This window comes from Sphingomonas sp. 320_CC (genome assembly GCF_059691795.1).
The window spans coordinates 360,120-385,232 of record NZ_JCAWAE010000002.1; the positions used below are offsets into that span (position 1 = coordinate 360,120).

Genomic DNA, 25,113 nt, shown 5'->3' on the forward strand with positions numbered 1-25,113 from the left:
TGGTGGCAGCTTGGTAGGATCGATACGTCCTCAATAGAGCAGTTCCCCCGCGAAGGCGGGGGTCCAGGAGCCACCAGCGCCACCGCCTGCAATCCTGGACTCCCGCCTTCGCGGGAGAACAGTACTCGGCGGAACATCATTCATACCCGCCGGCGATCCAGTCCCCAAGACACCGCCCAGATCACAAACCCGCCAAGCGCCAGCGCCGTCCCGACCCACCCAGTCGACGGCAACCCATACCCACCCGCGATCGCCAGCCCGCCAAGCCAAGGCCCAAGCGCATTGGCCGTATTGAACGCGGAATGGTTGAGCGCCGCCGCCAAGGTCTGCGCCTCCTCCGCGACGTCCATCAGTCGCGTCTGGAGAATCGTCGACAACCCGCCCCCGCACCCGATCAACACCACCACCGGCAGCATCGCCCACAGATGCGGCGTCGCCGGCGCGTAGAGCGCGAGCGCTCCTGCCCCGAACAGCAACGTAATCCCCGCCGCCGGCATCAGCGCCACGTCGGCCGCCTTCGCGCAGACCAAAGTCCCGATCGTCATGCCGACGCCGAACAAAGCGAAGGCCACCGGCGTGAATGCGGACGATACGCCCGTCACTTCGGTCAACGTCGAAGCGAGATAGGTGTAGACGCAGAAGATTCCGCCAAACCCGACCGCACCGATGGCGAGCGTCAGCCACACCTGCCCGTTACGCAGTGCAGCGAGTTCCCCCAGTGGGCTCGCATCCTTGGCAGGCCGCAAGACCGGCGCGAACCGAAACAGCATCGCCACCGTCGCGGCCGCGATGATCGCGACGATCCCGAACCCCCAGCGCCAGCCGAACCACTGACCGATGCCGTTCGCCAGTGGCACGCCAGCGATCGTCGCGATCGTCAGCCCGAGCATCATCCGCGACACCGCGCGCGACCGCTTCTCGCGCGGCACCATCGACGCCGCGACAAGCGATCCGACGCCGAAATACGCGCCATGCGGCAGGCCACTCAGGAACCGGGCGAGCAGCATCAGATGATAGGTCGGCGCGAGCTCGGACAGGCCGTTGGCGATCCCGAGGAAGGTCATCAACCCGATCAGCAACACCCGCCGCTCGATCTTCGCCGCCAGCACCGCGATCGTCGGCGCGCCAACGACCACGCCTAGCGCGTATGCGCTAATAACATGCCCAGCGGTCGGCTCGTCGATCCCGAGCCCGCGTGCGAACTGCGGCAACAGGCTCATCGCCGCGAACTCGGTGGTCCCGATCGCGAACCCGCCGACGGCGAGCGCGAGCAGCGCCATGCGCGTATCGACAGGTTTCATGGGGTATCGCTTTCTCAGGGTCGCTGCGGCGGCACAATGCTGCATCGCAACATGCACCCTCTATCACCCCGGGCGGCGCATCTTGAACAAGGAATCCTCCGTGATCGCAAAGTAATCCGCAGGGCCGCCGCCGCGCAGGATCGGGTTCGCGCGGGCGGTCTGGTAGACACCGTTCTCCAGCATCGCCGAGTCGATATGGATCGCGACCGCCTCGCCGAGCACCAGCCACTGGTCGAGCTCGCGGCCTTCCTTGGTCTCAAGCCGGATCAGCTGCGTGAGCTTGCACTCGAACTGCGCACGCGAGGCGGCCACGCGTGCTGGCTTGACCTTCGTCGAGGCCGCCATCTCTAGCCCTGCCAGCGCGAACTCGTCGACGTCGGCCGGCACGCTCGCCGAGGTCGCGTTCATCGCCTCGCCGAGATCGCGCGTGACGAGGTTCCAGACGAACTCGCCGGTCGCCTCGATATTGGCGACGCTGTCCTTCCAGCCCATCGACGAGAAGCCGATGATCGGCGGGGTGTAGTTGAACAGGTTGAAGAAACTGTACGGCGCGAGGTTCGGCACGCCGTCGGGGGATACGGTGCTGACCCAGCCTATCGGCCGCGGCGCGACGATCGCGTTGAGGGGATCGTGCGGCAGGCGATGGCCGTTCGCGGGCTCGTAAGAATGCCATTCGGTCATACATGTATTCCTGCTATGTCACGGTCCGACTGCCTATAGCGAAGGTCGAGCATGAACGATCCCACTGCCCCGACTATCAGCACCCCGGTCATCAAGCGCCACCGATTGGCGACGCGCGTCTGGCACTGGGTGACGGTGGTGACGATGTTCATCATGATCGGCAGCGGGATCGGCATCCTCAAGGCACATCCGCGGCTGTATTGGGGACGGTATGGCGCGAATTTCGATACCGCGTGGACGACGCTCGACCAGTGGCCGAGCTGGCTGGTGTCGCTGCTCAACCTCCTGACAATCCCGGCGGGCTACAACCTGGCATTGTCGCGGCGCTGGCATTTGCTGTTCGCGCTGGTGCTCGCCTTCGCGCTGCTCGGGTTCATGATCGTCAGCCTGATCAACAAGCATTTCCAGCGCGATCTTCGCGTGCGGGCGGCCGACCTGTCGCCGCGCGAAGTGGCGCACGACGTGAAGGAGCATCTCGCGTTCCGCTTCCACGATCCCAGGAAGCCGGGCGCGTACAATATCCTCCAGAAGCTGTCGTACGTGGTGACGATTTTCGTACTGATCCCGGTGATGATCCTGACCGGGCTGACGATGTCGCCGGGAATGGATGCGGCATGGCCGTGGCTGCTTGAGGTGTTCGGTGGGCGGCAGTCGGCGCGCTCGATCCACTTCATCGCCGCCACCGGGCTGGTGCTGTTCATCATCGCGCATCTCGCGCTGGTGATCCTTGCGGGGACCTGGAACGAGGTGCGGTCGATGATTACCGGGCGTTGGAAAGTGCCCGCCCACCCGTCGGAGGACGTCGCATGAGTTCGCTGATTACCCGCCGCTCGCTCGTCATGGGCGCGAGCATCGGTGCAGGCGCGCTGCTGGCCGGCTGCGACAAGATCGCCGCGAACCCGGAGGCGCGGAAGATCCTGTTCATGGGCGAGGACATGAATCGCGGACTGCAACGCGCGCTGACCAACCGCAACGCGCTCGCGCCCGAGTTCAGCCCGGCGCAGATGTCGCCGATCTTCCGCTCGAACGGGACGAGCAACCCGGGGACCGCGGAGTATACCACGATGGTCGCCAACAATTTTGCGGACTATCGGCTGAAGGTCGGTGGGCTGGTCGATCGGCCGCTGTCGGTGTCGCTGCCGCAACTCCGCCAGATGCCATCGCGTGCGCAGATCACGCGCCACGATTGCGTCGAGGGCTGGAGCGCGATCGGCAAATGGCAGGGGCCGAAGCTCGGTGCGCTGCTGACCGCTGCGGGGTTGCAGAAGTCCGCGCGCTACATCGTGTTCACCTGCGCCGACCTGTTCGGCGGCGCGAATTATTACGAATCGGTCGATCTGGTCGATGCGTTCCATCCGCAGACGATCCTGGCGTGGGCGTTGAACGATCAGGTGCTCGACGTCGCGCACGGCGCGCCCGTCCGGCTACGGGTCGAACGACAGCTCGGCTACAAGCACGCTAAATACGTCATGGCGATCGACGCGGTCGTCAGCCTCGCCGGGATCGGCAAGGGCAAAGGGGGCTATTGGGAAGATAACGTGGATTATGACTGGTACGCAGGCATCTGAGCCGCCCCGAGGGGTAGCGCAATTCCGTACCAGTCATTAGCTAACGCGGCATGGCCCTTTTCGATCGTTTCCTGGCGCGGCAGGTTAAAACCGGCGAACTCACGCTCATCCACGCGGACGGCACGACCAAGCATTTCGGCAAGCCCGATGCTGCGTATAACTCGGTCACGATCCGGCTGACCCAGCCCGGCGTCGCCGGCGCGATCGTCCGCCACCCGGCGCTGGGCGCGGCGGAAGCGTTCATGGATGGGCGCCTCGTCATCGAACGCGGCGACATTCGCGATCTGGTCAACCTGCTCAAGGGCAACAGCCCTTGGGAGCGTGGCGGTGGGCTCAATCCCTCGCTACCGATCAAGCTGCTCGACAAGGTCGTCCACCGCGTCGACCGCGTGAACATGGCGCGCCGGTCGAAGAAGAACGTCGCGCATCACTACGACCTGTCCGATCGCCTGTACGACCTGTTCCTCGACGCGGACCGGCAATATTCCTGCGCGTACTTCACTGACGCTGGCAACAGCCTGGAGCAGGCGCAGAACGACAAGAAGGCGCATATCGCTGCCAAGCTTGCGATCCAGCCGGGCATGCGCGTGCTCGACATCGGCTGCGGTTGGGGCGGGATGGCGCTGTACCTGCACGCGAAGACCGGCGCCGAAGTGCTGGGCGTGACGCTGAGCGAGGAGCAGTTGAAGGTCGCGCGGCGGCGGGCCGAGGAGGCTGGCGTCGCCGACAAGGTGAAGTTCGAGCTGATCGACTACCGCGCGCTGACCGGGAGCTTCGACCGGATCGTCTCGGTCGGGATGTTCGAGCATGTCGGCCCGGCGCACTACAAGGCGTTCTTCCGCAAGTGCCGCGACCTGCTGACCGACGACGGCGTGATGCTGCTCCACACGATCGGCCGGATGGGTGGTCCGGGCGTCACCGACACCTTCACGACCAAGTACATCTTCCCGGGCGGCTACAACCCGGCATTGTCGGAGATCGTGAAGGGGTATGAGGGGCTGCGGATGTTCCCGACCGATATCGAGGTGCTGCGCGTGCATTACGCGCTGACGATCGACATCTGGTATGATCGGACGGTGGCCGCGAAGGACGCGATCGTCGCTTTGTACGACGAGCGGTTCTACCGGATGTGGACATTCTATCTGGCGGGCGCCGCGGCGGCGTTTCGGACCGGGGGGATGGTAAACTACCAGATCCAGCTGTCGAAGAGCCGGATGACGTTGCCGCTGACGCGCGATTACATGATCGAGGGCGAGCGGGCTTTGCGCGAGGGCTGACCCGCTCCCCTCCCTGGAAGGGAGGGGCTGGGGGTGGGTCTGCTGCTTGGGATGAGCGACGCTCGCGAAACGGGCCGACCCACCCCTAACCCCTCCCTTTCAGGGAGGGGGATCGGTTGCGCTTTAGCGCGGGCCCTGCACGTCGGCCTTCGCCGCGGCGCGCTCGTCGCCGCCGATCTTGCCGTCCTTGTTCGCGTCGTATTTCGCGAAGGTCGCCGCGAGCAGAGCCTGCGCTTCGGCCTGCGTGACCTTGCCGTCCTTGTTCTTGTCCGCGCTAGTGAACCACAGGTCGGCGAGACGCTTGGCGTGAACGGGATCCGGACGGCCCTGCCCGCCGACCTTCATGTTGCCGATCCGTGCCTGCACTTCGGCGCGCGTGAGGACGCCGTCCTTGTTGGTATCCGACGCGGCGAACTCGGCTTTGAACTTTGCCGAGGCAGACGCGCGCGTTTCCTGCGCGAGCGCCGGGCCTGCAAGGCCGGCGAGGACGAGAAGGGTGAGGCTTTGGCGTAGCACGGTGGGTTAACTCCAGAGGATTTGCGGCGCGAATAGACCGGTTCGGTTGTACGCGCCATTAACGCGTGCGGTTGCATGCACAGGTTGCATGAGGGGCCCCCAGCGCATAGGGGCGCGGGCATTGGATATTGCCCGAAGGATTCTGCCCGTGACCGATCAGATCAACCGCGTCGTGCTCGCCTATTCCGGTGGCCTGGACACGAGCGTGATCCTGAAATGGCTCCAGCAGACGTATAACTGCGAAGTCGTGACCTTCACCGCCGATCTTGGCCAGGGCGAGGAACTCGAGCCGGCGCGCGCCAAGGCCGAGATGATGGGCGTCAAGCCCGAGCACATCTTCGTCGACGATCTGCGCGAGGAGTTCGTGCGGGATTACGTGTTCCCGATGATGCGCTCGAACGCGCTGTACGAGGGGCTGTACCTGCTCGGCACCTCGATCGCGCGGCCGCTGATCGCCAAGCGCCAGATCGAGATCGCCAAGATGGTCGGCGCCGACGCGGTCAGCCACGGCGCGACCGGCAAGGGCAACGACCAGGTCCGCTTCGAGCTCGGCTATTACGCGCTGTCGCCCGACATCAAGGTCATCGCGCCGTGGCGCGAGTGGGACCTGACGAGCCGCACGCGCCTGATCGAGTTCGCCGAGCAGCACCAGATTCCGGTCAGCAAGGACAAGCGCGGCCAGGCGCCGTTCTCGACCGACGCGAACATGCTGCACACGTCGAGCGAAGGCCTCGTGCTCGAGAACCCTTGGGACGAGGTCCCGGACTATGTCTACTCGCGCACGGTGAACCCCGAGGACGCGCCCGACGTCCCTGAGTACATCACGATCGATTTCGAGCGCGGCGACGGCGTCGCGATCAACGGCGAGGGCATGAGCCCGGCCACCCTGCTGTCAACGCTCAACGAATACGGTCGTCGCCACGGCATCGGCCGTCTCGACCTCGTCGAGAACCGCTTCGTCGGCATGAAGAGCCGCGGCATGTACGAGACGCCAGGCGGCACGATCTATCACCTCGCACACCGCGGTATCGAGCAGCTGACGCTCGACCGCGGCGCCGCGCACCTGAAGGACGAGCTGGCACCGCGCTATGCGGAGCTGATCTACAACGGCTTCTGGTTCAGCCCCGAGCGCGAGATGCTGCAGGCGGCGATCGACCACAGCCAGGAGAAGGTATCGGGCACCGTCCGTTTGAAGCTCTACAAGGGCGGCGTGTACGTGGTCGGCCGCAAGTCGCCGAACTCGCTGTATTCGGAGAAGGTCGTGACGTTCGAGGACGACCAGGGCGCCTACGACCAGCGCGATGCGGCGGGCTTCATCAAGCTGAACGCATTGCGGCTGCGCCTGCTCGGACGGCGTGATCAGTAGGGGCGACCAGTAACCCGTTCCCCGTCGGACCTCAGTCTAATGTCGAAGTTTGCGGGGAAGATCGTCAACTCGTCGTGCGCGCACTTGTCTAGTGCGCCCACCCGCCCCTAGGGTTCGACGATATGATTACTCAGGGGGAAAAGCTGCATTGGTGGCAGACGCGCGCATTCGTTGCCGCGGTTGCGATCGCATCGATCATACCGTTGCTGTGGCCAGAAATACCGCCGCTGGTCGACCTCCCCGGGCATATGGGCCGGTACCGCGTCCAGTTGGCGATCGCCGACAATCCCTGGTTGAATCAGTGGTATAACTTCCGCTGGCAGATGATCGGCAACCTCGGCATCGACCTGTTGATCGTGCCGCTTGCACCGATCTTCGGGTTGCAGCTGGCGGTGAAGCTGATCGTGATGGCGATCCCCGCGCTCACCGTGACCGGGCTGCTGTGGATCGCCCGCGAGGTGCATGGGCGAATCCCCGCGACCGCATTGTTCGCGCTGCCGCTCGCCTACAGCTATCCGTTCCAGTTCGGATTCGTGAATTTTGCGCTCGGCATGGCGCTCGCGCTCAATCTGTTCGCGCTGTGGCTGCGGATGGGGCGCCTCGACCGGCGGCAGCTCCGGACCATCATCTTCGTGCCCGTCTCGTGCCTGTTGTGGCTGTGCCATACGTTCGGCTGGGGTGTGCTGGGCGTGCTCGCCTTCTCCGCCGAGCTGATCCGCCAGCACGACATCCGCCGCGACAGCGATCCCAAGAGCTGGGCGCATGGCTGGTTCAAGGCGTGCATCCAGGCGGGGCTGAACTGCCTGCCGCTCGCGTTGCCGATGGTGATGATGATCGTCTGGCGCTCGGGCGATCATGTCGGCGGCAAGACGCAGGACTGGTTCAACTGGCGCTGGAAGATGAACTGGATCACGATGGTCCTGCGCGATCGGTGGATGACGTTCGACATCGCGTCGGTGACCGTGCTGTTCGTGATCCTGTTCCGCGGCGTGCGCGACCAAACCATCGAATATTCGCGCAACCTGAGCCTGTCGGCGCTGTTCCTCGCGATCGTGTACGTCCTGTTGCCGCGGATCGTGTTCGGCTCGGCCTATGCCGACATGCGACTCGCGCCGTTCATGCTGGGGATCGCGGTGATCGCGCTGCGGCCGCGGCACGGGCTGTCGCTACGCGGCGCGGCGGTGCTTGCGGTGCTGGGCTTCGCATTCTTCGGCGTGCGGCTGGCGGGGACGACGGTCAGCTACCTAATGTACGATCGCAGCTACGACCAGGCGATCGCGGCGATCGATACGGTGCCCGAGCACTCGCGCGTCGTGTCGTTCGTCGGGCGGCGGTGTCGCGACGACTGGGCCTATTCGCGGCTCGAGCATGTGCCGGCGCTGCTGCTCGAGCGGCGGCTGGCATTCACCAACGATCAGTGGTCGATGGCGGGCGCGCAGTTGATGACGACGCACTATCCGGCGGCGAAGGGCTTTGCTCACGATCCGTCCGAGATCGTCAGCGACATCAAGTGCCGTGGCCAGTTCTGGCGGCCGATCGGCGTCGCGCTGCAGAAATTCCCGCGCGATGCGTTTGATTATGTCTGGCTGATCCACCCGCCGAAGTTCGATTCGAAACTGGTCCGCGACCTGACGCTCATCCGGCGCGATGGCACCAGCCTGTTGTACCGCGTCAACCGGGTTGCTGCTGCTCGCCCCGCCGGAACGGAGTAAGCTCGCCGAGATACTCCTGCTGTTCGGCGACGGCTTCGCGCTCGCGGACGAGATAGTCGGCGATCGCGCGGCGGAAGTTCGGGTCGGGGATGTAGTGGGCGGAATAGGTCGCGACCGGGGCATAGCCACGCGCGAGCTTGTGTTCGCCTTGCGCGCCGGCCTCGACGGTCTTCAGGCCGCGCGCGATGGCGGCGTCGATCGCCTGGTAATAGCAGAGTTCGAAGTGGAGGAACGGCACCTCCTCCGTCGCGCCCCAGTATCGGCCGTAGAGCGTGTCGTCGCCGATCAGGTTGAGGGCACCGGCGATCGGTACGCCATCACGCTCGGCGAGAATGAGCAACACGCGGTCGCCCATTGTCTTGCCGATCTGGTCGAAGAAGCCGCGCGTCAAGTAGGGCTGGCCCCATTTGCGGCTGCCGGTGTCCTGGTAGAAAACCCAGAACGCATCCCAGTGCGCGGGCGTGATTTCGGCGCCGACGAGGTGGCGAATCGTCAGGCCTTCGACGGCGGCGGCGCGCTCCTTGCGGATAGCCTTGCGCTTGCGGCTGGCTAGGACGGCAAGGAAGTCGTCGAAGCTCGCATAGCCGTCGTTTTTCCAGTGGAATTGCGTGCCTTGGCGGATCAGCCAGCCCGCCGCCTCGAACAGCGCCACTTCGTCGGGGTCGATGAAGGTGGCGTGCGCGGAGGATAGCCCGCTCTGGTCGGTGACCGCCTCCAGGGCGGCGATCAGCGCAGGGGCTTGCTCGCGGTCGCGGAGCAGCAGGCGCGGGCCGGGAACCGGGCTGAACGGTGCTGCGATCTGAAGCTTTGGGTAATATTGCCCCCCTGCCCGCTCCCACGCGTCGGCCCAGCCCTGGTCGAACACGTATTCGCCCTGGCTGTGGCTCTTGGCATAGGCGGGCGCGATCGCGGCGGGCTTGCCGTCGGGGCCATCGACCACCACCGGCAGCGCCTGCCAGCCGGAACGGCCACCGACGCTTTTCGAGGCTTCGAGCGCGGAGAGGAAGGCGTGGCCGACGAACGGGTTGGCGGTGCCGGAACACGCCTCCCAATCCTCGGCCGCGATCGAGGTGACGCCTTGGGCGATGCGGGCTGTGACGGCGTTCATCCGCGACATTTGGGGTAGCGGGGTGCCGATAGCAAAGGGCGCGTCAGCTTATCTCGAAGGAAAACAGCCATCCGTCCCAAACGCTGTTCTATCGCAAAGGCGGGAGCCGAGGGCCACATGGGCTGCGGTTGGCGACCCTGGACTCCCGCTTTCGCGATAGAACAAGTCCGTCAGGCGGAAACTTGAACGATCGCGTCGATCTCGACAGCGGCGCCGAGCGGGAGGACAGGAACGCCGACTGCCGCGCGCGCATGCTTGCCGGCATCGCCGAACAGCGCAACCATCAGGTCCGAGGCGCCATTGGCGACTTTCGCCTGGTCAGTGAAATCGCCGGTCGAGTTGACGAACACGCCGAGCTTCACGATTCGCTCGACGCGACCGAGCGTGCCGAGAGCGGCCTTCATCTGTGCGACGAGCATGAGCGCGCAGAGCTTGGCAGCCTCTTGCGCGTCTTCGAGCGACACGCCGTCTCCAACGCGACCGGTAACCAGCGCGCCGTCCTTGAACGGCAACTGGCCCGAGATGTAGAGCGTGCCGTTCGCCAGCACGGTCGGGACGTAGGACGCCACGGGTGCGGCAGCCTGCGGGAGGGTGAGGCCCAGCTCTTCGAGCTTGCGGTCGATACGATCGGTCATGGGTGAGGTATCACCACAGCGGTGGGGGATGGGTCAAGGGGCCCCTTCTGCTCCCCCTCCCTGGAAGGGAAGGGCCGGGGGTGGGTCGGCTTCCGCATTGCACGGAACGGTGGCGACCAAAGCCGGCCTACCCACCCCCAACCCCTCCCTTTCAGGGAGGGGAGAATGCTGTGTTCGTGGTGACGTGGGCGACTCAGGCGTCCGCCGGCAAGCCCGCTTCGAACCGTGCGGCGATCCAGTCCGCCGCTTCGCGCCAGTCGTCGATCCGCGCATGCGCCTCGGGCGCCTTCGGCACGTTCACCGCCAGCGTCGGTTCCGAGACCATGTGCAGCCGGTGCACCCCCGGCGCGTGCTTGGCGACCGACTCGTGATGCACCGCCAGATCGTCGACGAACACCGTCACCGGCGAGCCGTATTCCGCGACCAGCCGCGACACCGGCGTCCCCTTGCCGCCCTGGTTGCATTCGACCCGGTGTTCGATGCCGAACTTCGCCAGCTGTTCGATCCGCGGCTGGCGGCATTCGTCTTGGAGGTTGGTGAGGATGACGATGTCCGCCACCTGGGCCAGCCGCTCCAACGCCTCGACCGCATGCGGTACCAGCGTCTGGCGGTGCATCTCGCCGGGAAAGAACTCACCCAGCATCGCCCACATGTCCTCGCGCGACGGCGGCGGGCCACCGTCACGCCGCGTCATCGCGGTCGAGAAATCGCCGTGCTGGATCGCGAAGTCGATGTCGTGGCGCTCGTCGAGCCAGACGCCGAAATGCTTGACCATGTGCAGCAGCACTTCGTCGCAATCGCTGATCAGCAACGGCCTCATGCTTCAAATTCTCCCTGGTCCAGCTTGGCGTGTGCGCGGACGAGTGCCTCTGGCTTCACACCCAGCGACTCGGCGCAGGCAATCAGGTCCGGCTCGTGGTTTTCGAGAAAGCCGAGCGCCGCGGACAGCACCGTCGGGTCGCTCGCCCGAGCGCGGAGGTCATGCGGCTCAAGGCCGGTCACCGACAGCAATCGCATAGCGCGATCGGGCTCGACCAGCGTCCATACCAGCGCACGCAGGGCGAGCGCTTCGGCGTCTTCGTTTGAATCACGGTCGCGCATTGCCTATCGTGCCTTCTTTCCGGATAAGGTGCGGCGGTGACAAAGAAGGTGCTCGTTGTCGAGGACAACGAACTCAACCTCAAATTATTCTGCGACCTGCTGCGCGCGCATCAGTTCGCCGTAGAGCCCGTGCGCGACGGCCGCGAAGCCGTTGCGAAAGCGCGGGAATTCGTGCCCGACCTGATCATCATGGACATCCAGATGCCGCACGTCACCGGCTACGAGATCATCCTCGAACTGAAGGCGGATGAGGACTTGCGCGCGATCCCCGTGATGGCGGTGACGGCGTATGCGGGGCGCGAGGACGAGGAGCGGATCCGGGCTGCGGGCGCGGACTCGTATGTGTCCAAGCCGATCAGCCTGGCGCGGTTCATGGATGCGGTCGGGGCGCTGATCTGAGGTGGGAGCGCGCGGATATCCATCTGCTCCGCCTGCCCGTTGCTTCCACCTGAAATTCGCTGCCTACCCGAACCCCCACCCCCATTCGTGCTGAGTAGAGACCGAGTAGCTTCGTCAGAAGCGTATCGAGGGCTCGTATCGAAGCATGGGTTCCGCGCGCCAACCTGTCCTTCGATACGCCATCTCGATACGCCGCCTACGGCGACTACTCGATGGCTACTCAGGACGAACGGGAGGGGGGACGAATGGAGGAGGGAATCCACGAACGCCAAAAGCCGCGGATATCGCTATCCGCGGCTTTTCGGATCTTCGCAATCAGACGGCGGTTCGCACCGCCGACCGGATTACTTGATCTTGGCTTCCTTGAACTCGACATGCTTGCGCACGACGGGATCGTACTTCGAGAAGGAGAGCTTCTCAGTCTTGGTACGGGGATTCTTCTTGGTGACGTAGAAGAAGCCGGTGTCAGCGGTGCTGAGCAGCTTGATCTTTACGGTGGTCGGCTTGGCCATGAGCCCAATTCCTATGGCTTGAAAATGCGAAAGCGGCGAACTGACGCCGCCGCTCCATCAGGGGCGGCGCATGGCGGACGTAGGGAGCGAAGTCAAGCTTTACCCCGTCGCTGCGCGTCGAGATCGTTCATTTAACCCGCTATTCACGACCACAAGCGCATCATATCATCAGATAAAGACAGGAGCGGGATCGTGGGGCAGGCGCTGATTCGAATCGACGACATGATCGCGGTGAAAGCCGATCTCGCGGCGCGAATCGCGGCGATCGATGTCCGAGCGCCCTATTCCCGCCCCTGCGACATCGCCACCGAGATCGATGCGATCCGCGTGATCGCGCATACCAACGGCCTCAACCCGGCGGTCACGGTCGCGCACTTCGTCGATTCGGCGCTGTCGCGCGGCGAGCATGGCGCGCTGGTGCATGGCTGGCTGTCGATCCTACGCGATGCGGTCGGGTGCGAGCGGCAGGACGTCCAGGCGTGCCACGCGTTCGCCGCAGCGTGTTCGGTGCGCCTTGCGGGATAATTCATGGACGCGTTGATGGCAGCGCTGGTCGCGGCGGCGCTCGCACAGGTCGGCGATCGAACGGCGTGGCTCGCGGCGATCCTGTCGGACCGATACCGAAAGCCTGGTCTTGTGATCGCGATGGCGGCGCTGGCGTTGTTCGCGGCGAGCGGCTTGGCGGCGGCGCTCGGCGCGGTGATCGGGCCGAAGCTTGCCCCCAATGCGCAACAACTGATGCTCGCGCTCGCGTTGCTGTTGCAGGGTGGTGGATCGTTCTTTCCGGCCAAGGCACCCGAGCGGCTGGATCGCTGGACAATCGGCGCGATCGCCACCACCGCACTTGGCCTGTTCATCCTGGCGTTTGGAGACGGCGTTCAGTTCATCGTCCTGACGCTTGCCGCGCGGACGCCCGTCCCGGCCCTCGCGGCGATCGGCGCGACGATCGGCTCGCTGGTGGTGATCGTCCCCGCTGCGCTGATGGGCGAGGCAGCGTGGCTGAAACTGCCGCTCAAGCCGCTCCGCATCGCCATCGGCACCGTGTTTCTGATCTTCGGTATCGTCCTGGCGCTCGGCGCACTACGCTTGGTCTGACGGCCGGGAGCAAGTGTGCGTTCGGATCGTTCCAGCGACGACTTTCCAACGGGAGCTAAACATGGCCGAGATCAACCCTGCCCTTGACACGCCGACCGACCTGCCGAGCAACAGCACCAAGTCGGTCGCCGACGCGCTGAATGCCGCGCTCGCCGATTGCTATGCGCTGTATCTCAAGACCAAGAATTTCCACTGGCACATGTCGGGGCCGCATTTCCGCGACTATCATTTGCTGCTCGACGACCAGTCCGCGCAGATCATCGGCGTGACCGACGCGATCGCCGAGCGCGTGCGCAAGACCGGCAACACGACTTTGCGCTCGATCGGCGATATCTCGCGGCACCAGACGATCGCCGACAACGACATGGCGTTCGTGGGCCCGACCGAGATGCTCGCCGAACTGCGCGAGGACAATCTGAAGCTCGTCGAGCAGTTCCGCATCGTCAAGGACGCTGCCGACGCCGCCAAGGACAACGCGACGAGCGGGATCGTCGACGAGTGGACGGATCATGCCGAAGAGCGCGCGTGGTTCCTGTTCGAGGCCAGCCGCAAGGGTTGAGCTCGGCGCCGTCGCCTCAATCCTCCCCCGCCAGGGGGAGGTGGCGCCGGTAGGCGACGGAGGGGGAGGACACGGAACATCAGTTCCCGCTTACCTCCCCCTCCGTCTGGCAAAGGCCAGACATCTCCCCCTTGCGGGGGAGGATTGTAAGGCCACTCCACCCTCAATTGCCCGACAACTTCGAAATGTCCGGATTAACCGTCGCCGGAGCCACCGGGCGGCGGTCGTTTCGCCTCTGCATCCCTTCGGGCAGCAGGCGCGTTGAACGACGATGCATGCTTTTGCCGCCCTGCTCGACTCGCTCACCTACACTCGGTCGCGTAACGCCAAGCTGAAGCTGATTGCGGATTACCTGCGCGCGACGCCCGATCCGGATCGTGGCTGGGCGATGGCGGCGCTGACCGGCGATCTCGATCTCAAGGGCGTGAAGTCCGCTGTGATCCGCGGGTTGATCGAGGAGCGCGTCGATCCGGTGCTGTTCCGGATGAGCCGCGATTATGTCGGCGATACCGCGGAGACGGTCGCGCTGCTCTGGCCCGAGCCGACGGTTCCGGTCGACCCGACCCCCTTGTCGATCACCGACGTCGTCGAGCGGCTGGCAGCGCTGTCGCGGGCCGATGCGCCGGGTGCGCTGGCGGACATGCTCGACCGGTCCGATGCCGAGGAGCGGTTCGCGTTGCTCAAGATGGCGACGGGCGCGTTGCGGATCGGCGTGTCGGCGCGGTTGGCGAAGACGGCGCTGGCGGATGCGTTCGGGCTCGATGTCGATGCGGTCGAGGAGGTCTGGCACGGACTCGATGCGCCGTATCCGAGCTTGTTCGCATGGGCGGAAGGGACCGGAGAGCAGCCGACGCCGGCGGACGTCCCCGTTTTTCGGCCGTTCATGCTCGCACACGGACTCGAAGACCTCCGCGTCGACCTTGTCGACTATGCCGCCGAGTGGAAATGGGACGGCATCCGCGTCCAGATCGTCCATGTCGCGGGAGAGACACGGCTTTACAGCCGGACCGGCGACGACGTGACGGGCAGCTTCCCCGAGATCGCCGCTGCGTTCCGGACGCCGGGAACGGTCGACGGCGAATTGCTAGTGAAGGGCGAGCACCAGGGCGGGACGCTGGAGGATGGCGGCGGGGCGGCGAGCTTCAACGCGCTCCAGCAAAGGCTCGGACGCAAGACCGTGTCGGCGAAGATGCTGGCGGACTATCCTGCGTTCGTGCGGCTCTATGACCTGTTGCTCGACGGCGACGAGGATTTGCGCGCGCTGCCCTGGACCGAGCGGCGCGCGCGGCTGGAGGCGTTCGTGCCGCAGTTGGATCCCGAGCGGTTCGACCTGAGCGCGGTGATCGAGGCGGACGACTTCACGGCGCTGGAGGCGATTCGCGCGACCTCGCGCGACGCGGCGATCGAGGGCGTGATGCTCAAGCGTCGCGATTCGCCCTATGTCGGCGGACGGCGCGCCGGGCTCTGGTATAAATGGAAGCGTGATCCGCTGACCGCCGACTGCGTTATGATGTACGCACAACGGGGGTCGGGGCGGCGGTCGTCTTATTATTCGGACTACACCTTCGGGTGCTGGACCGAGGAGGGCGAGCTGCTTCCTGTGGGGAAGGCGTATTCCGGGATTACCGACGAAGAGCTCAAAATGCTCGACAGCTTCGTGCGCAACCATACGCAGAACCGGTTCGGGCCGGTGCGCGAGGTGGAGAAGACGCTGGTGTTGGAGATCGCGTTCGATTCGCTGCACGACTCGAAACGTCATAAATCGGGCGTGGCGATGCGCTTTCCGCGGATCGCGCGGATCAGGACGGACAAGCCCGCAGCGGAGGCGGACCGGATCGAGACGCTCAAGCGGATGATTACGTAATCGGCGCTTCATCAAAGTAGGTGGCGATGCGGGCTATCGCGCCTGATCTTGGTACGCGTAAGGACGGTCCGGTGAAAAATTCGAAACAGCCGCGCACGGCATCCGCACGGCGTTGGCGGCGCGGCGCGTGGGTGACCGGCATCCTCTCCGCGATCGTCATGCTGTTCGTCTACCTAGCGGGCTATTTCGACCGCGATCCGGTGCATGTGTATCCGGCGATCGGCGTCCAGGCGTCGGGACCGCCACCGATCGCGGTGGTGAACTTCTCGGGCGATATGGGGCTGCGGTTCCTGCTCGGCGCGTCGACTTCGCGGGGGCTGACCGAGCACGGCATCCCGGTCGTCGGGATCACCACGCCAGCGTTGTTCGCGGAGCATCGGACGCGACAGGAACTCGATGCGATCATTGCGGAGGGCGTACGGACGGCGCTCTCGCGGACCGGGGCGAAGCGGGTCGTGGTGATGGGGCAATCCTACGGCGCGGATATCGTCCAGACCGGACTCGCCAACCTGCCGGCGGACTTGCGGCCACGCGTCGCCGCGATCGTGCTGATCCTGCCGGGTGACACGGTGTTCTATCGCGCCGATCCGTCCAGCTTGCTGTACGATCACGGCACGCCCGACAGCATGGGCGCGACCACCGGTAGCCAGCTGACCTGGGCGCCACTCACCTGCATCTATGGGGTGGAGGAAACCGACAGCCTGTGCCCGCTGCTGACGACGGCGAACGCGCGGAAGGTCGGGATGCCGGGGGGGCATAATATCCGTCACGATGCGGATGGCCTGCTGCGGCATGTGCTGGCGACGATACGGGCGGTGGCGCCGAGTGCGGGGCATGGGTTTTAAGGCTGGGCGATACGCTATCTTGTGACCCCTATTACAATCCCGACACTGTCCCGAACTTCCGCCTCCCAACCGTCATCCAGCGAACGCTGGGATCGCAGCATGTGGGGCACGCGCCTGCCAAACGGGGATACCCCAGCTTTCGCCGGGATGACGAGTTAGGCTCTAAGCGGCATGGCGGCAGCACTATTTGTTCTCCCGCGAAGGCGGGAGTCCAGTCTGGGCTCCCGCCTTCGCGGGAGAACAAGCAGAGGAGCGCTGTTAAGGAAACTAAACCGCGCGGACTATTGCGGCGTGGTGGCGATCTTGATCTCGAAGAGCGTCGGCCAGTATTTGCCCGTCACGAACAGACGGTCCGCCTTCGCGTCCCAGGCAATGCCGTTGAGCACGGCCTCTGGATCGGTCGCGGCGACTTCGGCGACCAGCGGGCGGAGGTCGATGACCGCAGTTACCTTGCCGGACGCGGGATCGATGCGGACGAGGAAGCCAGTGTGCCAGACGTTGGCGAGCAGCGCGCCGTGGACATATTCGAGTTCGTTGATGTCGCGTAACGGGCGGCCGTCGATCGTCACCGCCACGCGCTTGCGCTCGGCCAGCGTTAGCGGATCGCGGACGATGATGTCGGAACTGCCGTCGGACTGGAGCAGCGAGACGCCGTCGCTGGTCAGCCCCCAGCCTTCGCCGGTGTAGCGGTTCTGTCCCTTGGGTTTCAGCGTGCGAACGTCCCAGCGGTGCGCGATGCCGTCATGCCAGGTGAGGCTGACGAGCTGGTCCTTCCACAGCGCAAGGCCCTCGCCGAACTGCGCAGGATCGATTCGCGCCCTGGCGAGGATCTTGCCGTTCTTGAGCGAGACGCGACGGACGTCGGATTGCCGCTCCTGCCCCGTGCTCTCGTAGAGCGCACCGTCGTGCCAGAGCAGCCCTTCGGTGAACGCGGTGCGGTCGTGCGGATAGCGCGCGACGACCGTCGCCGAGAACACCGGCACGCGGGTCAGCTCGCGCGGAGCTGCGACAGCACCCTGCCCGGCCTGGGCCGCGGACGACAGCGAAGACGATGAAACGAGAACGGCCGGTCCCGCCAAAGCGAAACCGGCCGCAATCATTATCCTACCGAACACGGTACGATCAGCGTTCTGAGTCAGACAGCTATCAGCCGCCTGCGCTCAGGTTCACCGCTGCGTACTTGCCGCGACGATCGACTTCGAGCTCGAACTCGAGCTTGTCGCCCTCGTTCAGCGTCGACATGCCGGCGCGCTCGACGGCCGAGATGTGGACGAATGCGTCAGGCTGTCCGTCGTCGCGCTGGATGAAGCCGAAGCCCTTCATCGCGTTGAAGAACTTGACCGTACCGGTCGCCTTCTCGCCGGTGAGCTGACGCTGTGCGCCACCTGCACCACCGTCGCGGTCGCGATCGCCACCACGGGGCGCGCCCGGGCCGGCATCACGGTCACGCGGCGGGCCGCGATCGGTGACGGCCATCGGCTCGCCGTCGATCTTGAGGTCGGTTGCCGAGATACGGCCACCGCGGTCGACAAGCGTGAAGCCGAGCGGCTGACCCTCGGCGAGAGCGACCATGCCGGCCTGCTCGACGGCGCTGATGTGGACGAACACGTCCTCGCCGCCGTCATCGCGAACGACGAAGCCGAAGCCCTTCTGCGCGTTAAAGAACTTTACGACGCCCGTGCCTTCGCCGACGACCTGGGGAGGCATGCCGCGACCACCGCCGCCGCCGCCACCGCCCGAGAAGCCGCCGCCACCACCGCCGCCGCGGTAACCACCGCCGCCGCCGCCGCTGCCGCCACCGAAGCTGCTGCCGCCGCCGTAGCTGCTGCCACCGCCGCCACCGTAGCTCGAGCCGCCGCCGCCGCCATAGCTGCTACCGCCGCCGCCGCCGCCGCCGAACCGATCGCCGCCACCGCCAAAGCTGCTGCCGCCGCCGAACTCGTTGTCGCCGCCGCCGAAGCTGTCGCGCTTGTCGCGGCCACGCCCGCCACGGTTCCCGCGGCCACCTTTATCGAAACCCATAAGCTCTGTTCGTCTTCCCGGTTCGCCCGCAAATTTCTCAAAACCCTTGTGCCGGACGACGAACGCAGGTTTTCCAGCGCGAAACCTTTTGCGCCTTGAGGGTACCCTTAGCGCAAAATACAAGCCGTCGCGAATAGATTCTGATCCCGGGCCCCGCGATTTGGATCGATACTGACGCAAGTGTCGCTCGCGAGCCACGACTCGTCGCATCGACGATCGCAAAGCCTTCTTGTCGCCTGATTTGGATCGGTGACGCAGATAGAGGCATTGAGCGTTCAGCCTCGGGCGGCTACGGCCGGCGCATGACAGTTCATCTCCACGAAGGCGACATTCCCGCCGACCTGTTCGCGGCCGGCGCCGCGATCGCCGTCGATACCGAGACGATGGGGCTGATCACGCCTCGCGACCGGTTATGCCTCGTGCAGCTTTCCGATGGCGGCCCCGACGAGCACCTCGTCCGATTCGCCGCGGGTGCCGGCTACGACGCGCCCAATCTGAAGGCGTTGCTGGCCGATCCGGCCCGCGTGAAGCTCTATCATTTCGGCCGGTTCGATATCGCGGCGGTCCAATATTATCTCGGCGTCGTCGCGGCACCGGTTTATTGCACCAAGATCGCGTCGCGGCTGGTGCGGACCTACACCGATCGCCACGGTCTCAAGGAAATCGTCCGCGAACTGCTCGGCCAGGATATCTCGAAGCAGCAGCAGTCGTCTGACTGGGGCAGCCCCGAACTGTCCGAGGCGCAGAAGGATTACGCGGCGTCCGACGTCCGCTTTCTCCACCGGCTGCGGACCGAGCTCGACAAGCGGCTGATTCGCGAAGGCCGGATGGAGCTAGCGCAAGCCTGCTTCGACTTCCTGCCGACTCGTGCCGCGCTCGATATCGCCGGCTGGCCCGAAATCGACATTTTCGCACACGCTTGATGGACGTTCCGCCCCCCTCACCCGTCGCCCGTCGCGTCCGTAGCGCGCGACAGGACTGGGCCGCGCCCGGTGGCAGCCACGATCGGTTCGTGGCGATCGCCCGCGTCGGCCTGCCGACCGCGATCGGCGTGCTGGCGGCGTTCCTGGTGATGGCGCCGCTGACCGCGGGCGGCGACGTGTCGTTCCTGCTCGACAAGAACAAGGTCGACGTCGCGCAGGAGCGGATGAAGACGCAGGCGGCGCGCTATCGCGGCGAGGATACGAAAGGCCAGGCGTTCACGCTCGACGCGGCCTCGGCGATCCAGAAAAGCTCGGCCGAGCCGATCGTCCAGCTCAACCAGCTCGCCGCGCAGATCCAGCTGACCGACGGCCCCGCCAACATCAAGGCGAACACCGGCCGCTACGACATGGACACCGAGAAGGTGCAGCTGTTCGGCCCGCTCAACGCCACCGCGGCGGGTGGGTACGACCTGAAGACTACCAACGCGACCATCGACATGAAGGCGCGTACGCTCGAAAGCGGCGGGGCGGCGACCGGCACCGTCCAGCAGGGCACGTTCAGGGCGAACAAGCTGCGCGCGAACCTGGAAGAGCGGACCGTTACGCTCGATGGCAATGCGCGCTTGCGGATCATCCCCAGAGGGCCGAAATAGCCGCCATGCGCGCCACTCACATCTTCGCCGGCCTGTCCGCCGTCTTGCTCTCCACGACCGCGGTCGCGCAGCAGGCGCACAATTCCAACGCCCCGATCGATTTCGGCGCGGATCATATCGAGCTGCAGGACAAGGCGAACCGCGCCATCCTGTCGGGCAACGTCGCGGTCAAGCAGGCCGAGATGACGCTGAACTCGGCGCGGATGACGGTGGCGTACACCGGCCAGGTGATCGGCGGGAACCCGCAGGTCTCGCGACTCGACGCGTCGGGCGGCGTGATCGTCAAGCGCCCCGACCAGACGGCCAGAAGCCAGTATGCGATCTACGATCTCAATCGGCGCGTCATCACGATGCTCGGCGCGGTCACGCTGACGCAGGCGGGCAACACCGTGAACGGCGGGCGCCTGACAATGAACCTCGACACCGGGCGTTCGGTGATCGACGGGTCGTCGGTCGCAGGCGGCAGCGCGGGCGGATCGGCAGCGAGTGGTGGCACCGTCACGCAGACCGGCGGTCGCGTGACCGGTACGTTCTCGGTCCCCAAGCGCAACTGAGCCTGTGAGCATGTCGCGAGGGCTTCCTTCGAACGGCGCGCTCCTTCATGTTTCTTGCCAACCGTCTGCCGAGCGTTCGGCGGCACCATTCATGCCGAGTGTTCGGCGACTGATTATTGCGAGGGCCTGATCCCATGGACGCCACCACGCTGCCCCCGATCGAGGACGTCGCCCCGATCTCCGAGCCTCCGGTGAACAACGGGCTTCAGGTCGTCTCGATCGCGAAGTCCTACGATAAGCGCGTCGTGCTGACCGACGTGTCGGTGTCGGTTGGGCGCGGTGAAGTCGTCGGGCTGCTAGGGCCCAACGGCGCGGGCAAGACGACGTGCTTCTACTCGGTGATGGGCTTGGTGAAGCCCGACTCGGGCCGCATTATGCTCGACGGCGAGGACATCACGAAGCTGCCGATGTACCGGCGCGCGATCCTTGGTCTCGGCTATCTGCCGCAGGAAACGTCGATCTTTCGCGGGCTGACGATCGAGAAGAACATCCTGACCGTGCTGGAGTTGTCCGAGCCGGATAAGGCCGCACGCCAGCGGAAACTCGATACGTTGCTCGAGGAGTTCGGCCTCACCCGGCTCCGTGCTGCACCGGCGATGGCGTTGTCGGGCGGCGAGCGGCGGCGTGCGGAAATCGCTCGGGCGCTGGCGGCGGATCCGTCGATCATGCTGCTCGACGAGCCGTTCGCGGGCATCGATCCGATCTCGATCGCCGACATTCGTGATCTGGTGAAGGACCTCAAGCGTCGCGACATCGGCGTGCTGATCACCGACCACAACGTTCGCGAGACACTGGAGATCGTGGATCGCGCGTACATCATCTACGACGGGCGGGTGCTGTTCTCCGGCTCGCCCGAGGAACTGGTCGCGGATGCGAACGTCCGGCGCCTGTATCTCGGCGAAGGCTTCTCGCTTTAAGCTTATGAACAAGCTCGCGCATCCATTCCTCCCCGGCACGGGGAGGGGAACCAGCAAAGCTGGTGGAGGGGGCTTTCCGCAAACGCAGCGTCAGACGCGAGCCCCCTCCGTCGACGCGTCGCGCCGCCACCTCCCCTTGCAGGAGAGGATTTAGTGAGCCTCGCCCCTCGCCTGGACATCCGCCAGTCGCAGTCGCTGGTGATGACCCCGCAGCTCCAGCAGGCGATCAAGCTGCTGGCGCTGTCGAACCTGGAGATCGAGGGGTTCATCGCCGAGGAAGTCGAGCGCAACCCGTTGCTCGAAGCCAGCGCTGCCGAGGATAGCGACGCCCCCGACCGCGAGCCCGTTGCCGAAGTCCGCGACGAACGCGTGGCGGCCGACGAACTGGTCTCGGGTACCGGCGCCGGTGACGAACCAACGCTCGATGTCGATTACGCCACCGAAAGCCACCAGCAGGACAGCGTCGCCGACGGCGGCAGCGGGATGGACGGCGCGCTGTCGATGACCGGCGCGAGCGCGGGGGGAGCGGGCGGCGAGGACGGCCCCGATCTGGACGCGTTCGCGGATACCAGCCTCAGCCTCGCGGACCACCTGCTCGCACAGGCCGGGCCGGCGATCCCTCGCGAGGACGCCTTCATCGCTGCGCACCTGATCGACCAGATCGACGAGGCGGGATACCTGACCGTGTCGCTGCTCGACATCGCCAACCGGCTAGGCGTGCCGCTGGTCCGCGTCGAGCGCGTGCTCGCCACGATCCAGACCTTCGACCCGACCGGCGTCGGCGCACGGGATCTTTCAGAGTGCCTCGCGTTGCAGGCGAAGGAAGCCGATCGCTACGATCCGTGCATGGCGCGGTTGATCGACAACCTCGACCTGCTTGCGCGCGGCGAACTGACGCGGTTGAAGCGGATGTGCGATGTCGACGACGAGGACATGGCCGACATGATCCGCGAATTGCGCGGTTATGATCCGAAGCCTGGGTGCCGCTATGGGGGCGAGCCGGCGCAGTCGGTGACGCCGGACCTGTTCGTGGCGCGGACCAAGGCGGGCTGGGCGATCGAGATCAACGCCACCACGCTGCCGCGCGTGCTGGTGAATCGGAGTTACTACACCGAACTCTCGGGCGGGCAGCAGGACAAGGCGTCGAAGGCTTGGCTGAGCGATTGCCTCGCGAGCGCGAACTGGCTGGTGAAGGCGCTCGACCAGCGCCAGCGGACGATCATCAAGGTCGCCACCGAGATCGTGAAGCAGCAGGAGGCGTTTTTCCTGAAGGGCGTCGCGCACCTGCGCCCACTGACGCTGCGCCAGGTGGCGGACGCGATCGAGATGCACGAATCGACCGTCAGCCGCGTGACGAGCAACAAATACCTGTCGTGCGCGCGCGGGCTGTACGAGCTGAAATATTTCTTCACGAGCGCGATCCAGTCCGCGGACGGCGGCGAGGCGGTGTCGGCGCAGGCGGTGAAATCGGCGATTCGGGCGCTGATCGATACCGAGGGTGCGAAGATCCTGTCGGACGACACGCTAGTGGAGTTACTTAACGGCAAAGGCTTCGACATCGCACGCCGGACCGTGGCCAAATACCGCGAGGCGCTCGGGATCGGAAGTTCGGTACAGCGGCGGCGTGCAAAAGCGCTGGAGGGGGTTCGGTAGGCGTTGCGCGCGGGTGGGAGAGTTACGTTTCGAAAGAGAGCACCACCCCGGCGGAGGCCGGGGCCCAGTTGGCGGGTCCTAAGTAACGACGCGCAACATCCCTCAGCTACGTTTCCCAACTGGGCCCCGGCCTTCGCCGGGGTGGCGTACTCAGGAATGGCTCAGTTCGGAACCTGCCCCGGGTCCCCCGCCCCCGACACGCTTGCGCCACCCGGTGGCGTTGCGCTTCGCGCCTCGCCGATCGCCTGATCATACCAGCGCGCCAAATCCGCCTTCATCTGGTGCAGCGCCTCGGGGTTGAGATACGTCATGTGCCCCGCAGGATAATAGCGAAACGCCAGGTTCCGCTGCCGTGAGGGATCGAGCATCATGTGCCCGAGGTCGTTCTCCGTCCCGAAGAACGGCGTCGCCATGTCATAATAACCGTTCATCGACAGTACGTTGAGATACGGATTCTCGCGCATCGCCGCCGCCAGATCGACCGCGGTGTTGGGGTTGTTCTGCGACTGGCCGCCGCGACCCGGCGCATCGTGCTTCCAGTTCCACGTCCAGCCGGGCGCATCGCGTGCACTGAGGCGGTAGGGCATCTCGGTCTTGTAGCCGAGCGTGTGCGTCACGTAATCGTTGAACGTGGCGATGAACGCGCCGGCGATCGCGGTGTCCGACGCGTCCGTCTCCGGCCGCTCGCCCGCCGCGTCGCTGTCGACTCCGGTGTAGCGCGAGTCGAACCGGCCGAGCGTGAGACGTTGATCACGCAACAGTTCCTTCTGGAAGCGGGCGAGATCGATGCGGAGGTTGGCGCGCTTGATGAAGTCGGGCGAGATGCCGATCAGCTGACTCATCCGGTTGGCGACCGCATCGCGTTCCGCATCCGGGATCGTCTGGCCCTTCGACAGTGCCGCCGCATAGGGTCCGGTCGCGAATGCACGCGCTTCGGCGACCGTGGTGGCGACGTCGGCAGGGCGGTTCTGGAGGCGGTTATGATACCAGGCGCTCGCCGCATAGCTCGGCAAATAGTTGAGGTAGATCTCGTCGAGCCCAGGCTGGCGATAGCCATAGTTCATGATCGACGACAGCAGCACGACGCCGTTGAGCGCCATCCCGCGATCCTGCAACTGGTATGCGAGCGCGCCCGAGCGGGTGGTGCCGTAGCTTTCGCCGAACAGGAATTTCGGGCTATTCCAGCGGCCGTATTTGGTGGCGTACCGCAATATGCCCTTGGCGAACGCGTCGGCATCCTCGTCGACGCCGTAGAACGCGGAGGGCTTGGTATCGCCGAGCGGCCGCGAATAGCCGGTGCCGACCGCGTCGATGAACACCATGTCGGTCTTGTCGAGCAGCGTGTCGGGATTGGGACCGAAATCATAGGGCGCGGGCTTGATGTATTCGGGGTTGGCCGTGCGCAGCCGAACCGGCGCGAACGAGCCCATGTGCAGCCAGAAGCTGGGCGAGCCCGGCCCACCATTGTAGAAGAACGTCACTGGGCGTTTGGTGCCGGGCTTCACCCCGTCGAGCGTGTAGCCGGTGTAGAACAGACTCGCGGTCGGCTTGCCCTCGGTATCGCGCAGCGTCAGCGTGCCGACGGTCGCGGTATAGCCGAGCGACTTGCCGCCGACGGTGACGCGCCCCTTCGACTTGACCTCCTGCTCGGCGATGGGAGCGTTGGCGTAGTCCGCCTCCACCTCGGCCTTCATCCGGTCGGCGTTGGTCTCCGACTTGTCCTTCTTCGGCGCGTCCTGCGCGACGGCGGTGGTGGAAAGCGCGAGCAGCAACAGAGCGGCGAACTTGGTCGAACGGGCCACGGGATATCCTTGCGACAGAAGCGATACCCTATCCTGCCGCAGCCTCCACA

27 protein-coding genes are annotated in these 25,113 nt (G+C 65.4%); 16 read left to right on the top strand and 11 right to left on the bottom strand.

Features of this window, described 5'->3' with window-relative positions:
- Positions 1-140: 140 nt before the first annotated feature.
- Positions 141-1,301 carry an MFS transporter gene (locus tag AC59GX_RS08525; RefSeq protein WP_497301463.1) on the bottom strand — a complete coding sequence of 387 codons (1,161 nt, stop codon included), beginning with the start codon at positions 1,299-1,301 and terminating at the stop codon, positions 141-143.
- Positions 1,302-1,364: 63 nt separating this feature from the next.
- Positions 1,365-1,982: a flavin reductase family protein gene (locus tag AC59GX_RS08530; protein WP_426279894.1), complete on the bottom strand. Its 618-nt coding sequence runs from the start codon at positions 1,980-1,982 to the stop codon at positions 1,365-1,367.
- A gap of 51 nt (positions 1,983-2,033) precedes the next feature.
- Here AC59GX_RS08530 and AC59GX_RS08535 point away from each other — a divergent pair, with 51 nt between their 5' ends.
- The 3 genes from AC59GX_RS08535 to AC59GX_RS08545 are packed head-to-tail and all read left to right on the top strand — an operon-like array spanning position 2,034 to position 4,827.
- Complete coding sequence (locus AC59GX_RS08535) at positions 2,034-2,792, top strand: cytochrome b/b6 domain-containing protein (RefSeq protein ID WP_426279895.1); 759 nt, start codon at positions 2,034-2,036, stop codon at positions 2,790-2,792.
- Positions 2,789-3,550 carry a molybdopterin-dependent oxidoreductase gene (locus tag AC59GX_RS08540; protein ID WP_426279896.1) on the top strand — a complete coding sequence of 254 codons (762 nt, stop codon included), beginning with the start codon at positions 2,789-2,791 and terminating at the stop codon, positions 3,548-3,550. The genes AC59GX_RS08535 and AC59GX_RS08540 overlap by 4 nt, the downstream gene beginning before the upstream one ends.
- Before the next feature lie 50 nt (positions 3,551-3,600).
- Positions 3,601-4,827 carry a class I SAM-dependent methyltransferase gene (locus AC59GX_RS08545; protein ID WP_426279897.1) on the top strand — a complete coding sequence of 409 codons (1,227 nt, stop codon included), beginning with the start codon at positions 3,601-3,603 and terminating at the stop codon, positions 4,825-4,827.
- Positions 4,828-4,950: 123 nt separating this feature from the next.
- Here the strand turns inward: AC59GX_RS08545 and AC59GX_RS08550 are convergent, their stop codons facing one another.
- A complete protein-coding gene (locus AC59GX_RS08550) occupies positions 4,951-5,343 on the bottom strand; it encodes an EF-hand domain-containing protein (RefSeq protein ID WP_426279898.1) in 393 nt (130 codons plus the stop codon).
- A 148-nt stretch (positions 5,344-5,491) separates the two neighbouring features.
- On the opposite strand from AC59GX_RS08550, the gene AC59GX_RS08555 reads away from it, so the two are divergent.
- Positions 5,492-6,709: an argininosuccinate synthase gene (locus tag AC59GX_RS08555; RefSeq protein WP_426279899.1), complete on the top strand. Its 1,218-nt coding sequence runs from the start codon at positions 5,492-5,494 to the stop codon at positions 6,707-6,709.
- Positions 6,710-6,831: 122 nt separating this feature from the next.
- Positions 6,832-8,421, top strand: coding sequence for a hypothetical protein (locus tag AC59GX_RS08560; protein ID WP_426279900.1), 1,590 nt, complete (start codon positions 6,832-6,834; stop codon positions 8,419-8,421).
- Here the strand turns inward: AC59GX_RS08560 and AC59GX_RS08565 are convergent.
- The 4 genes from AC59GX_RS08565 to AC59GX_RS08580 form a co-directional block, all read right to left on the bottom strand.
- Complete coding sequence (locus AC59GX_RS08565; protein ID WP_426279901.1) at positions 8,381-9,529, bottom strand: GNAT family N-acetyltransferase; 1,149 nt, start codon at positions 9,527-9,529, stop codon at positions 8,381-8,383. The genes AC59GX_RS08560 and AC59GX_RS08565 overlap by 41 nt on opposite strands.
- 170 nt (positions 9,530-9,699) lie before the next feature.
- A complete protein-coding gene (locus AC59GX_RS08570) occupies positions 9,700-10,164 on the bottom strand; it encodes a RidA family protein (RefSeq protein WP_426279902.1) in 465 nt (154 codons plus the stop codon).
- Positions 10,165-10,357: 193 nt separating this feature from the next.
- Positions 10,358-10,984, bottom strand: coding sequence for an HAD family hydrolase (locus tag AC59GX_RS08575; RefSeq protein WP_426279903.1), 627 nt, complete (start codon positions 10,982-10,984; stop codon positions 10,358-10,360).
- On the bottom strand, positions 10,981-11,265 hold the full coding sequence (locus AC59GX_RS08580) for a DUF3572 domain-containing protein (protein WP_056054478.1): 285 nt from the start codon (positions 11,263-11,265) through the stop codon (positions 10,981-10,983). Before AC59GX_RS08580 ends, AC59GX_RS08575 begins: the two co-directional genes overlap by 4 nt.
- A 36-nt stretch (positions 11,266-11,301) precedes the next feature.
- Between AC59GX_RS08580 and AC59GX_RS08585 the strand changes: the two genes are divergently transcribed.
- Positions 11,302-11,664: a response regulator gene (locus tag AC59GX_RS08585; RefSeq protein ID WP_426279904.1), complete on the top strand. Its 363-nt coding sequence runs from the start codon at positions 11,302-11,304 to the stop codon at positions 11,662-11,664.
- A gap of 344 nt (positions 11,665-12,008) precedes the next feature.
- Here the strand turns inward: AC59GX_RS08585 and rpmG are convergent, their stop codons facing one another.
- Positions 12,009-12,176, bottom strand: a complete 168-nt coding sequence (rpmG, locus tag AC59GX_RS08590) for a 50S ribosomal protein L33 (protein WP_055881863.1) — start codon at positions 12,174-12,176, stop codon at positions 12,009-12,011.
- Positions 12,177-12,368: 192 nt separating this feature from the next.
- Here rpmG and AC59GX_RS08595 point away from each other — a divergent pair, with 192 nt between their 5' ends.
- From AC59GX_RS08595 to AC59GX_RS08615, 5 genes are all read left to right on the top strand, one after another.
- The gene (locus AC59GX_RS08595; protein ID WP_426279905.1) at positions 12,369-12,701 is read left to right on the top strand and encodes a hypothetical protein; all 333 of its coding nucleotides are present in this window, start codon (positions 12,369-12,371) and stop codon (positions 12,699-12,701) included.
- Between the two features lie 3 nt (positions 12,702-12,704).
- A complete protein-coding gene (locus tag AC59GX_RS08600) occupies positions 12,705-13,271 on the top strand; it encodes a TMEM165/GDT1 family protein (RefSeq protein WP_426279906.1) in 567 nt (188 codons plus the stop codon).
- Between the two features lie 61 nt (positions 13,272-13,332).
- Positions 13,333-13,830, top strand: a complete 498-nt coding sequence (locus tag AC59GX_RS08605) for a Dps family protein (RefSeq protein ID WP_056063578.1) — start codon at positions 13,333-13,335, stop codon at positions 13,828-13,830.
- A gap of 271 nt (positions 13,831-14,101) precedes the next feature.
- Positions 14,102-15,694 carry a cisplatin damage response ATP-dependent DNA ligase gene (locus AC59GX_RS08610; protein ID WP_426279907.1) on the top strand — a complete coding sequence of 531 codons (1,593 nt, stop codon included), beginning with the start codon at positions 14,102-14,104 and terminating at the stop codon, positions 15,692-15,694.
- Between the two features lie 71 nt (positions 15,695-15,765).
- Positions 15,766-16,539 carry an AcvB/VirJ family lysyl-phosphatidylglycerol hydrolase gene (locus AC59GX_RS08615; protein WP_426279908.1) on the top strand — a complete coding sequence of 258 codons (774 nt, stop codon included), beginning with the start codon at positions 15,766-15,768 and terminating at the stop codon, positions 16,537-16,539.
- A gap of 281 nt (positions 16,540-16,820) precedes the next feature.
- On the opposite strand, the gene AC59GX_RS08620 is transcribed toward AC59GX_RS08615, so the two are convergent.
- Entirely contained in the window at positions 16,821-17,639 is an 819-nt protein-coding gene (locus tag AC59GX_RS08620) for a glutaminyl-peptide cyclotransferase (protein ID WP_426279909.1), read from the bottom strand.
- A 46-nt stretch (positions 17,640-17,685) separates the two neighbouring features.
- A complete protein-coding gene (locus AC59GX_RS08625; RefSeq protein ID WP_426279910.1) occupies positions 17,686-18,561 on the bottom strand; it encodes a cold-shock protein in 876 nt (291 codons plus the stop codon).
- Positions 18,562-18,863: 302 nt separating this feature from the next.
- On the opposite strand from AC59GX_RS08625, the gene AC59GX_RS08630 reads away from it, so the two are divergent.
- The 5 genes from AC59GX_RS08630 (at position 18,864) to rpoN (ending at position 23,261) form a co-directional block, all read left to right on the top strand.
- Positions 18,864-19,484 carry a ribonuclease D gene (locus tag AC59GX_RS08630; protein WP_056063589.1) on the top strand — a complete coding sequence of 207 codons (621 nt, stop codon included), beginning with the start codon at positions 18,864-18,866 and terminating at the stop codon, positions 19,482-19,484.
- Complete coding sequence (lptC, locus tag AC59GX_RS08635; protein WP_426279911.1) at positions 19,484-20,137, top strand: LPS export ABC transporter periplasmic protein LptC; 654 nt, start codon at positions 19,484-19,486, stop codon at positions 20,135-20,137. The genes AC59GX_RS08630 and lptC overlap by 1 nt, the downstream gene beginning before the upstream one ends.
- Positions 20,138-20,142: 5 nt before the next feature.
- Positions 20,143-20,691 carry an LptA/OstA family protein gene (locus AC59GX_RS08640; RefSeq protein WP_426279912.1) on the top strand — a complete coding sequence of 183 codons (549 nt, stop codon included), beginning with the start codon at positions 20,143-20,145 and terminating at the stop codon, positions 20,689-20,691.
- A 134-nt stretch (positions 20,692-20,825) separates the two neighbouring features.
- Positions 20,826-21,608 (top strand): LPS export ABC transporter ATP-binding protein, encoded by a 783-nt coding sequence (lptB, locus tag AC59GX_RS08645; protein WP_056063598.1) that lies wholly within the window; start codon positions 20,826-20,828, stop codon positions 21,606-21,608.
- Between the two features lie 153 nt (positions 21,609-21,761).
- Positions 21,762-23,261, top strand: coding sequence for an RNA polymerase factor sigma-54 (rpoN, locus tag AC59GX_RS08650; RefSeq protein WP_426279913.1), 1,500 nt, complete (start codon positions 21,762-21,764; stop codon positions 23,259-23,261).
- Between the two features lie 161 nt (positions 23,262-23,422).
- Here the strand turns inward: rpoN and AC59GX_RS08655 are convergent, their stop codons facing one another.
- Complete coding sequence (locus AC59GX_RS08655; RefSeq protein WP_426279914.1) at positions 23,423-25,063, bottom strand: S10 family peptidase; 1,641 nt, start codon at positions 25,061-25,063, stop codon at positions 23,423-23,425.
- Positions 25,064-25,113: the final 50 nt, after the last annotated feature.

Bases quoted from the DNA above. Each gene is read 5' to 3' on its own strand.
- AC59GX_RS08525 (WP_497301463.1), bottom strand. From the start codon at position 1,301: ATGAAACCTGTCGATACGCGCATGGCGCTGCTCGCGCTCGCCGTCGGC.
- AC59GX_RS08530 (WP_426279894.1), bottom strand. From the start codon at position 1,982: ATGACCGAATGGCATTCTTACGAGCCCGCGAACGGCCATCGCCTGCCG.
- AC59GX_RS08535 (WP_426279895.1), top strand. From the start codon at position 2,034: ATGAACGATCCCACTGCCCCGACTATCAGCACCCCGGTCATCAAGCGC.
- AC59GX_RS08540 (WP_426279896.1), top strand. From the start codon at position 2,789: ATGAGTTCGCTGATTACCCGCCGCTCGCTCGTCATGGGCGCGAGCATC.
- AC59GX_RS08545 (WP_426279897.1), top strand. From the start codon at position 3,601: ATGGCCCTTTTCGATCGTTTCCTGGCGCGGCAGGTTAAAACCGGCGAA.
- AC59GX_RS08560 (WP_426279900.1), top strand. From the start codon at position 6,832: ATGATTACTCAGGGGGAAAAGCTGCATTGGTGGCAGACGCGCGCATTC.
- AC59GX_RS08565 (WP_426279901.1), bottom strand. From the start codon at position 9,529: ATGAACGCCGTCACAGCCCGCATCGCCCAAGGCGTCACCTCGATCGCG.
- AC59GX_RS08570 (WP_426279902.1), bottom strand. From the start codon at position 10,164: ATGACCGATCGTATCGACCGCAAGCTCGAAGAGCTGGGCCTCACCCTC.
- AC59GX_RS08575 (WP_426279903.1), bottom strand. From the start codon at position 10,984: ATGAGGCCGTTGCTGATCAGCGATTGCGACGAAGTGCTGCTGCACATG.
- AC59GX_RS08580 (WP_056054478.1), bottom strand. From the start codon at position 11,265: ATGCGCGACCGTGATTCAAACGAAGACGCCGAAGCGCTCGCCCTGCGT.
- rpmG (WP_055881863.1), bottom strand. From the start codon at position 12,176: ATGGCCAAGCCGACCACCGTAAAGATCAAGCTGCTCAGCACCGCTGAC.
- AC59GX_RS08600 (WP_426279906.1), top strand. From the start codon at position 12,705: ATGGACGCGTTGATGGCAGCGCTGGTCGCGGCGGCGCTCGCACAGGTC.
- AC59GX_RS08605 (WP_056063578.1), top strand. From the start codon at position 13,333: ATGGCCGAGATCAACCCTGCCCTTGACACGCCGACCGACCTGCCGAGC.
- AC59GX_RS08610 (WP_426279907.1), top strand. From the start codon at position 14,102: ATGCATGCTTTTGCCGCCCTGCTCGACTCGCTCACCTACACTCGGTCG.
- AC59GX_RS08620 (WP_426279909.1), bottom strand. From the start codon at position 17,639: ATGATTGCGGCCGGTTTCGCTTTGGCGGGACCGGCCGTTCTCGTTTCA.
- AC59GX_RS08625 (WP_426279910.1), bottom strand. From the start codon at position 18,561: ATGGGTTTCGATAAAGGTGGCCGCGGGAACCGTGGCGGGCGTGGCCGC.
- AC59GX_RS08630 (WP_056063589.1), top strand. From the start codon at position 18,864: ATGACAGTTCATCTCCACGAAGGCGACATTCCCGCCGACCTGTTCGCG.
- lptC (WP_426279911.1), top strand. From the start codon at position 19,484: ATGGACGTTCCGCCCCCCTCACCCGTCGCCCGTCGCGTCCGTAGCGCG.
- AC59GX_RS08640 (WP_426279912.1), top strand. From the start codon at position 20,143: ATGCGCGCCACTCACATCTTCGCCGGCCTGTCCGCCGTCTTGCTCTCC.
- lptB (WP_056063598.1), top strand. From the start codon at position 20,826: ATGGACGCCACCACGCTGCCCCCGATCGAGGACGTCGCCCCGATCTCC.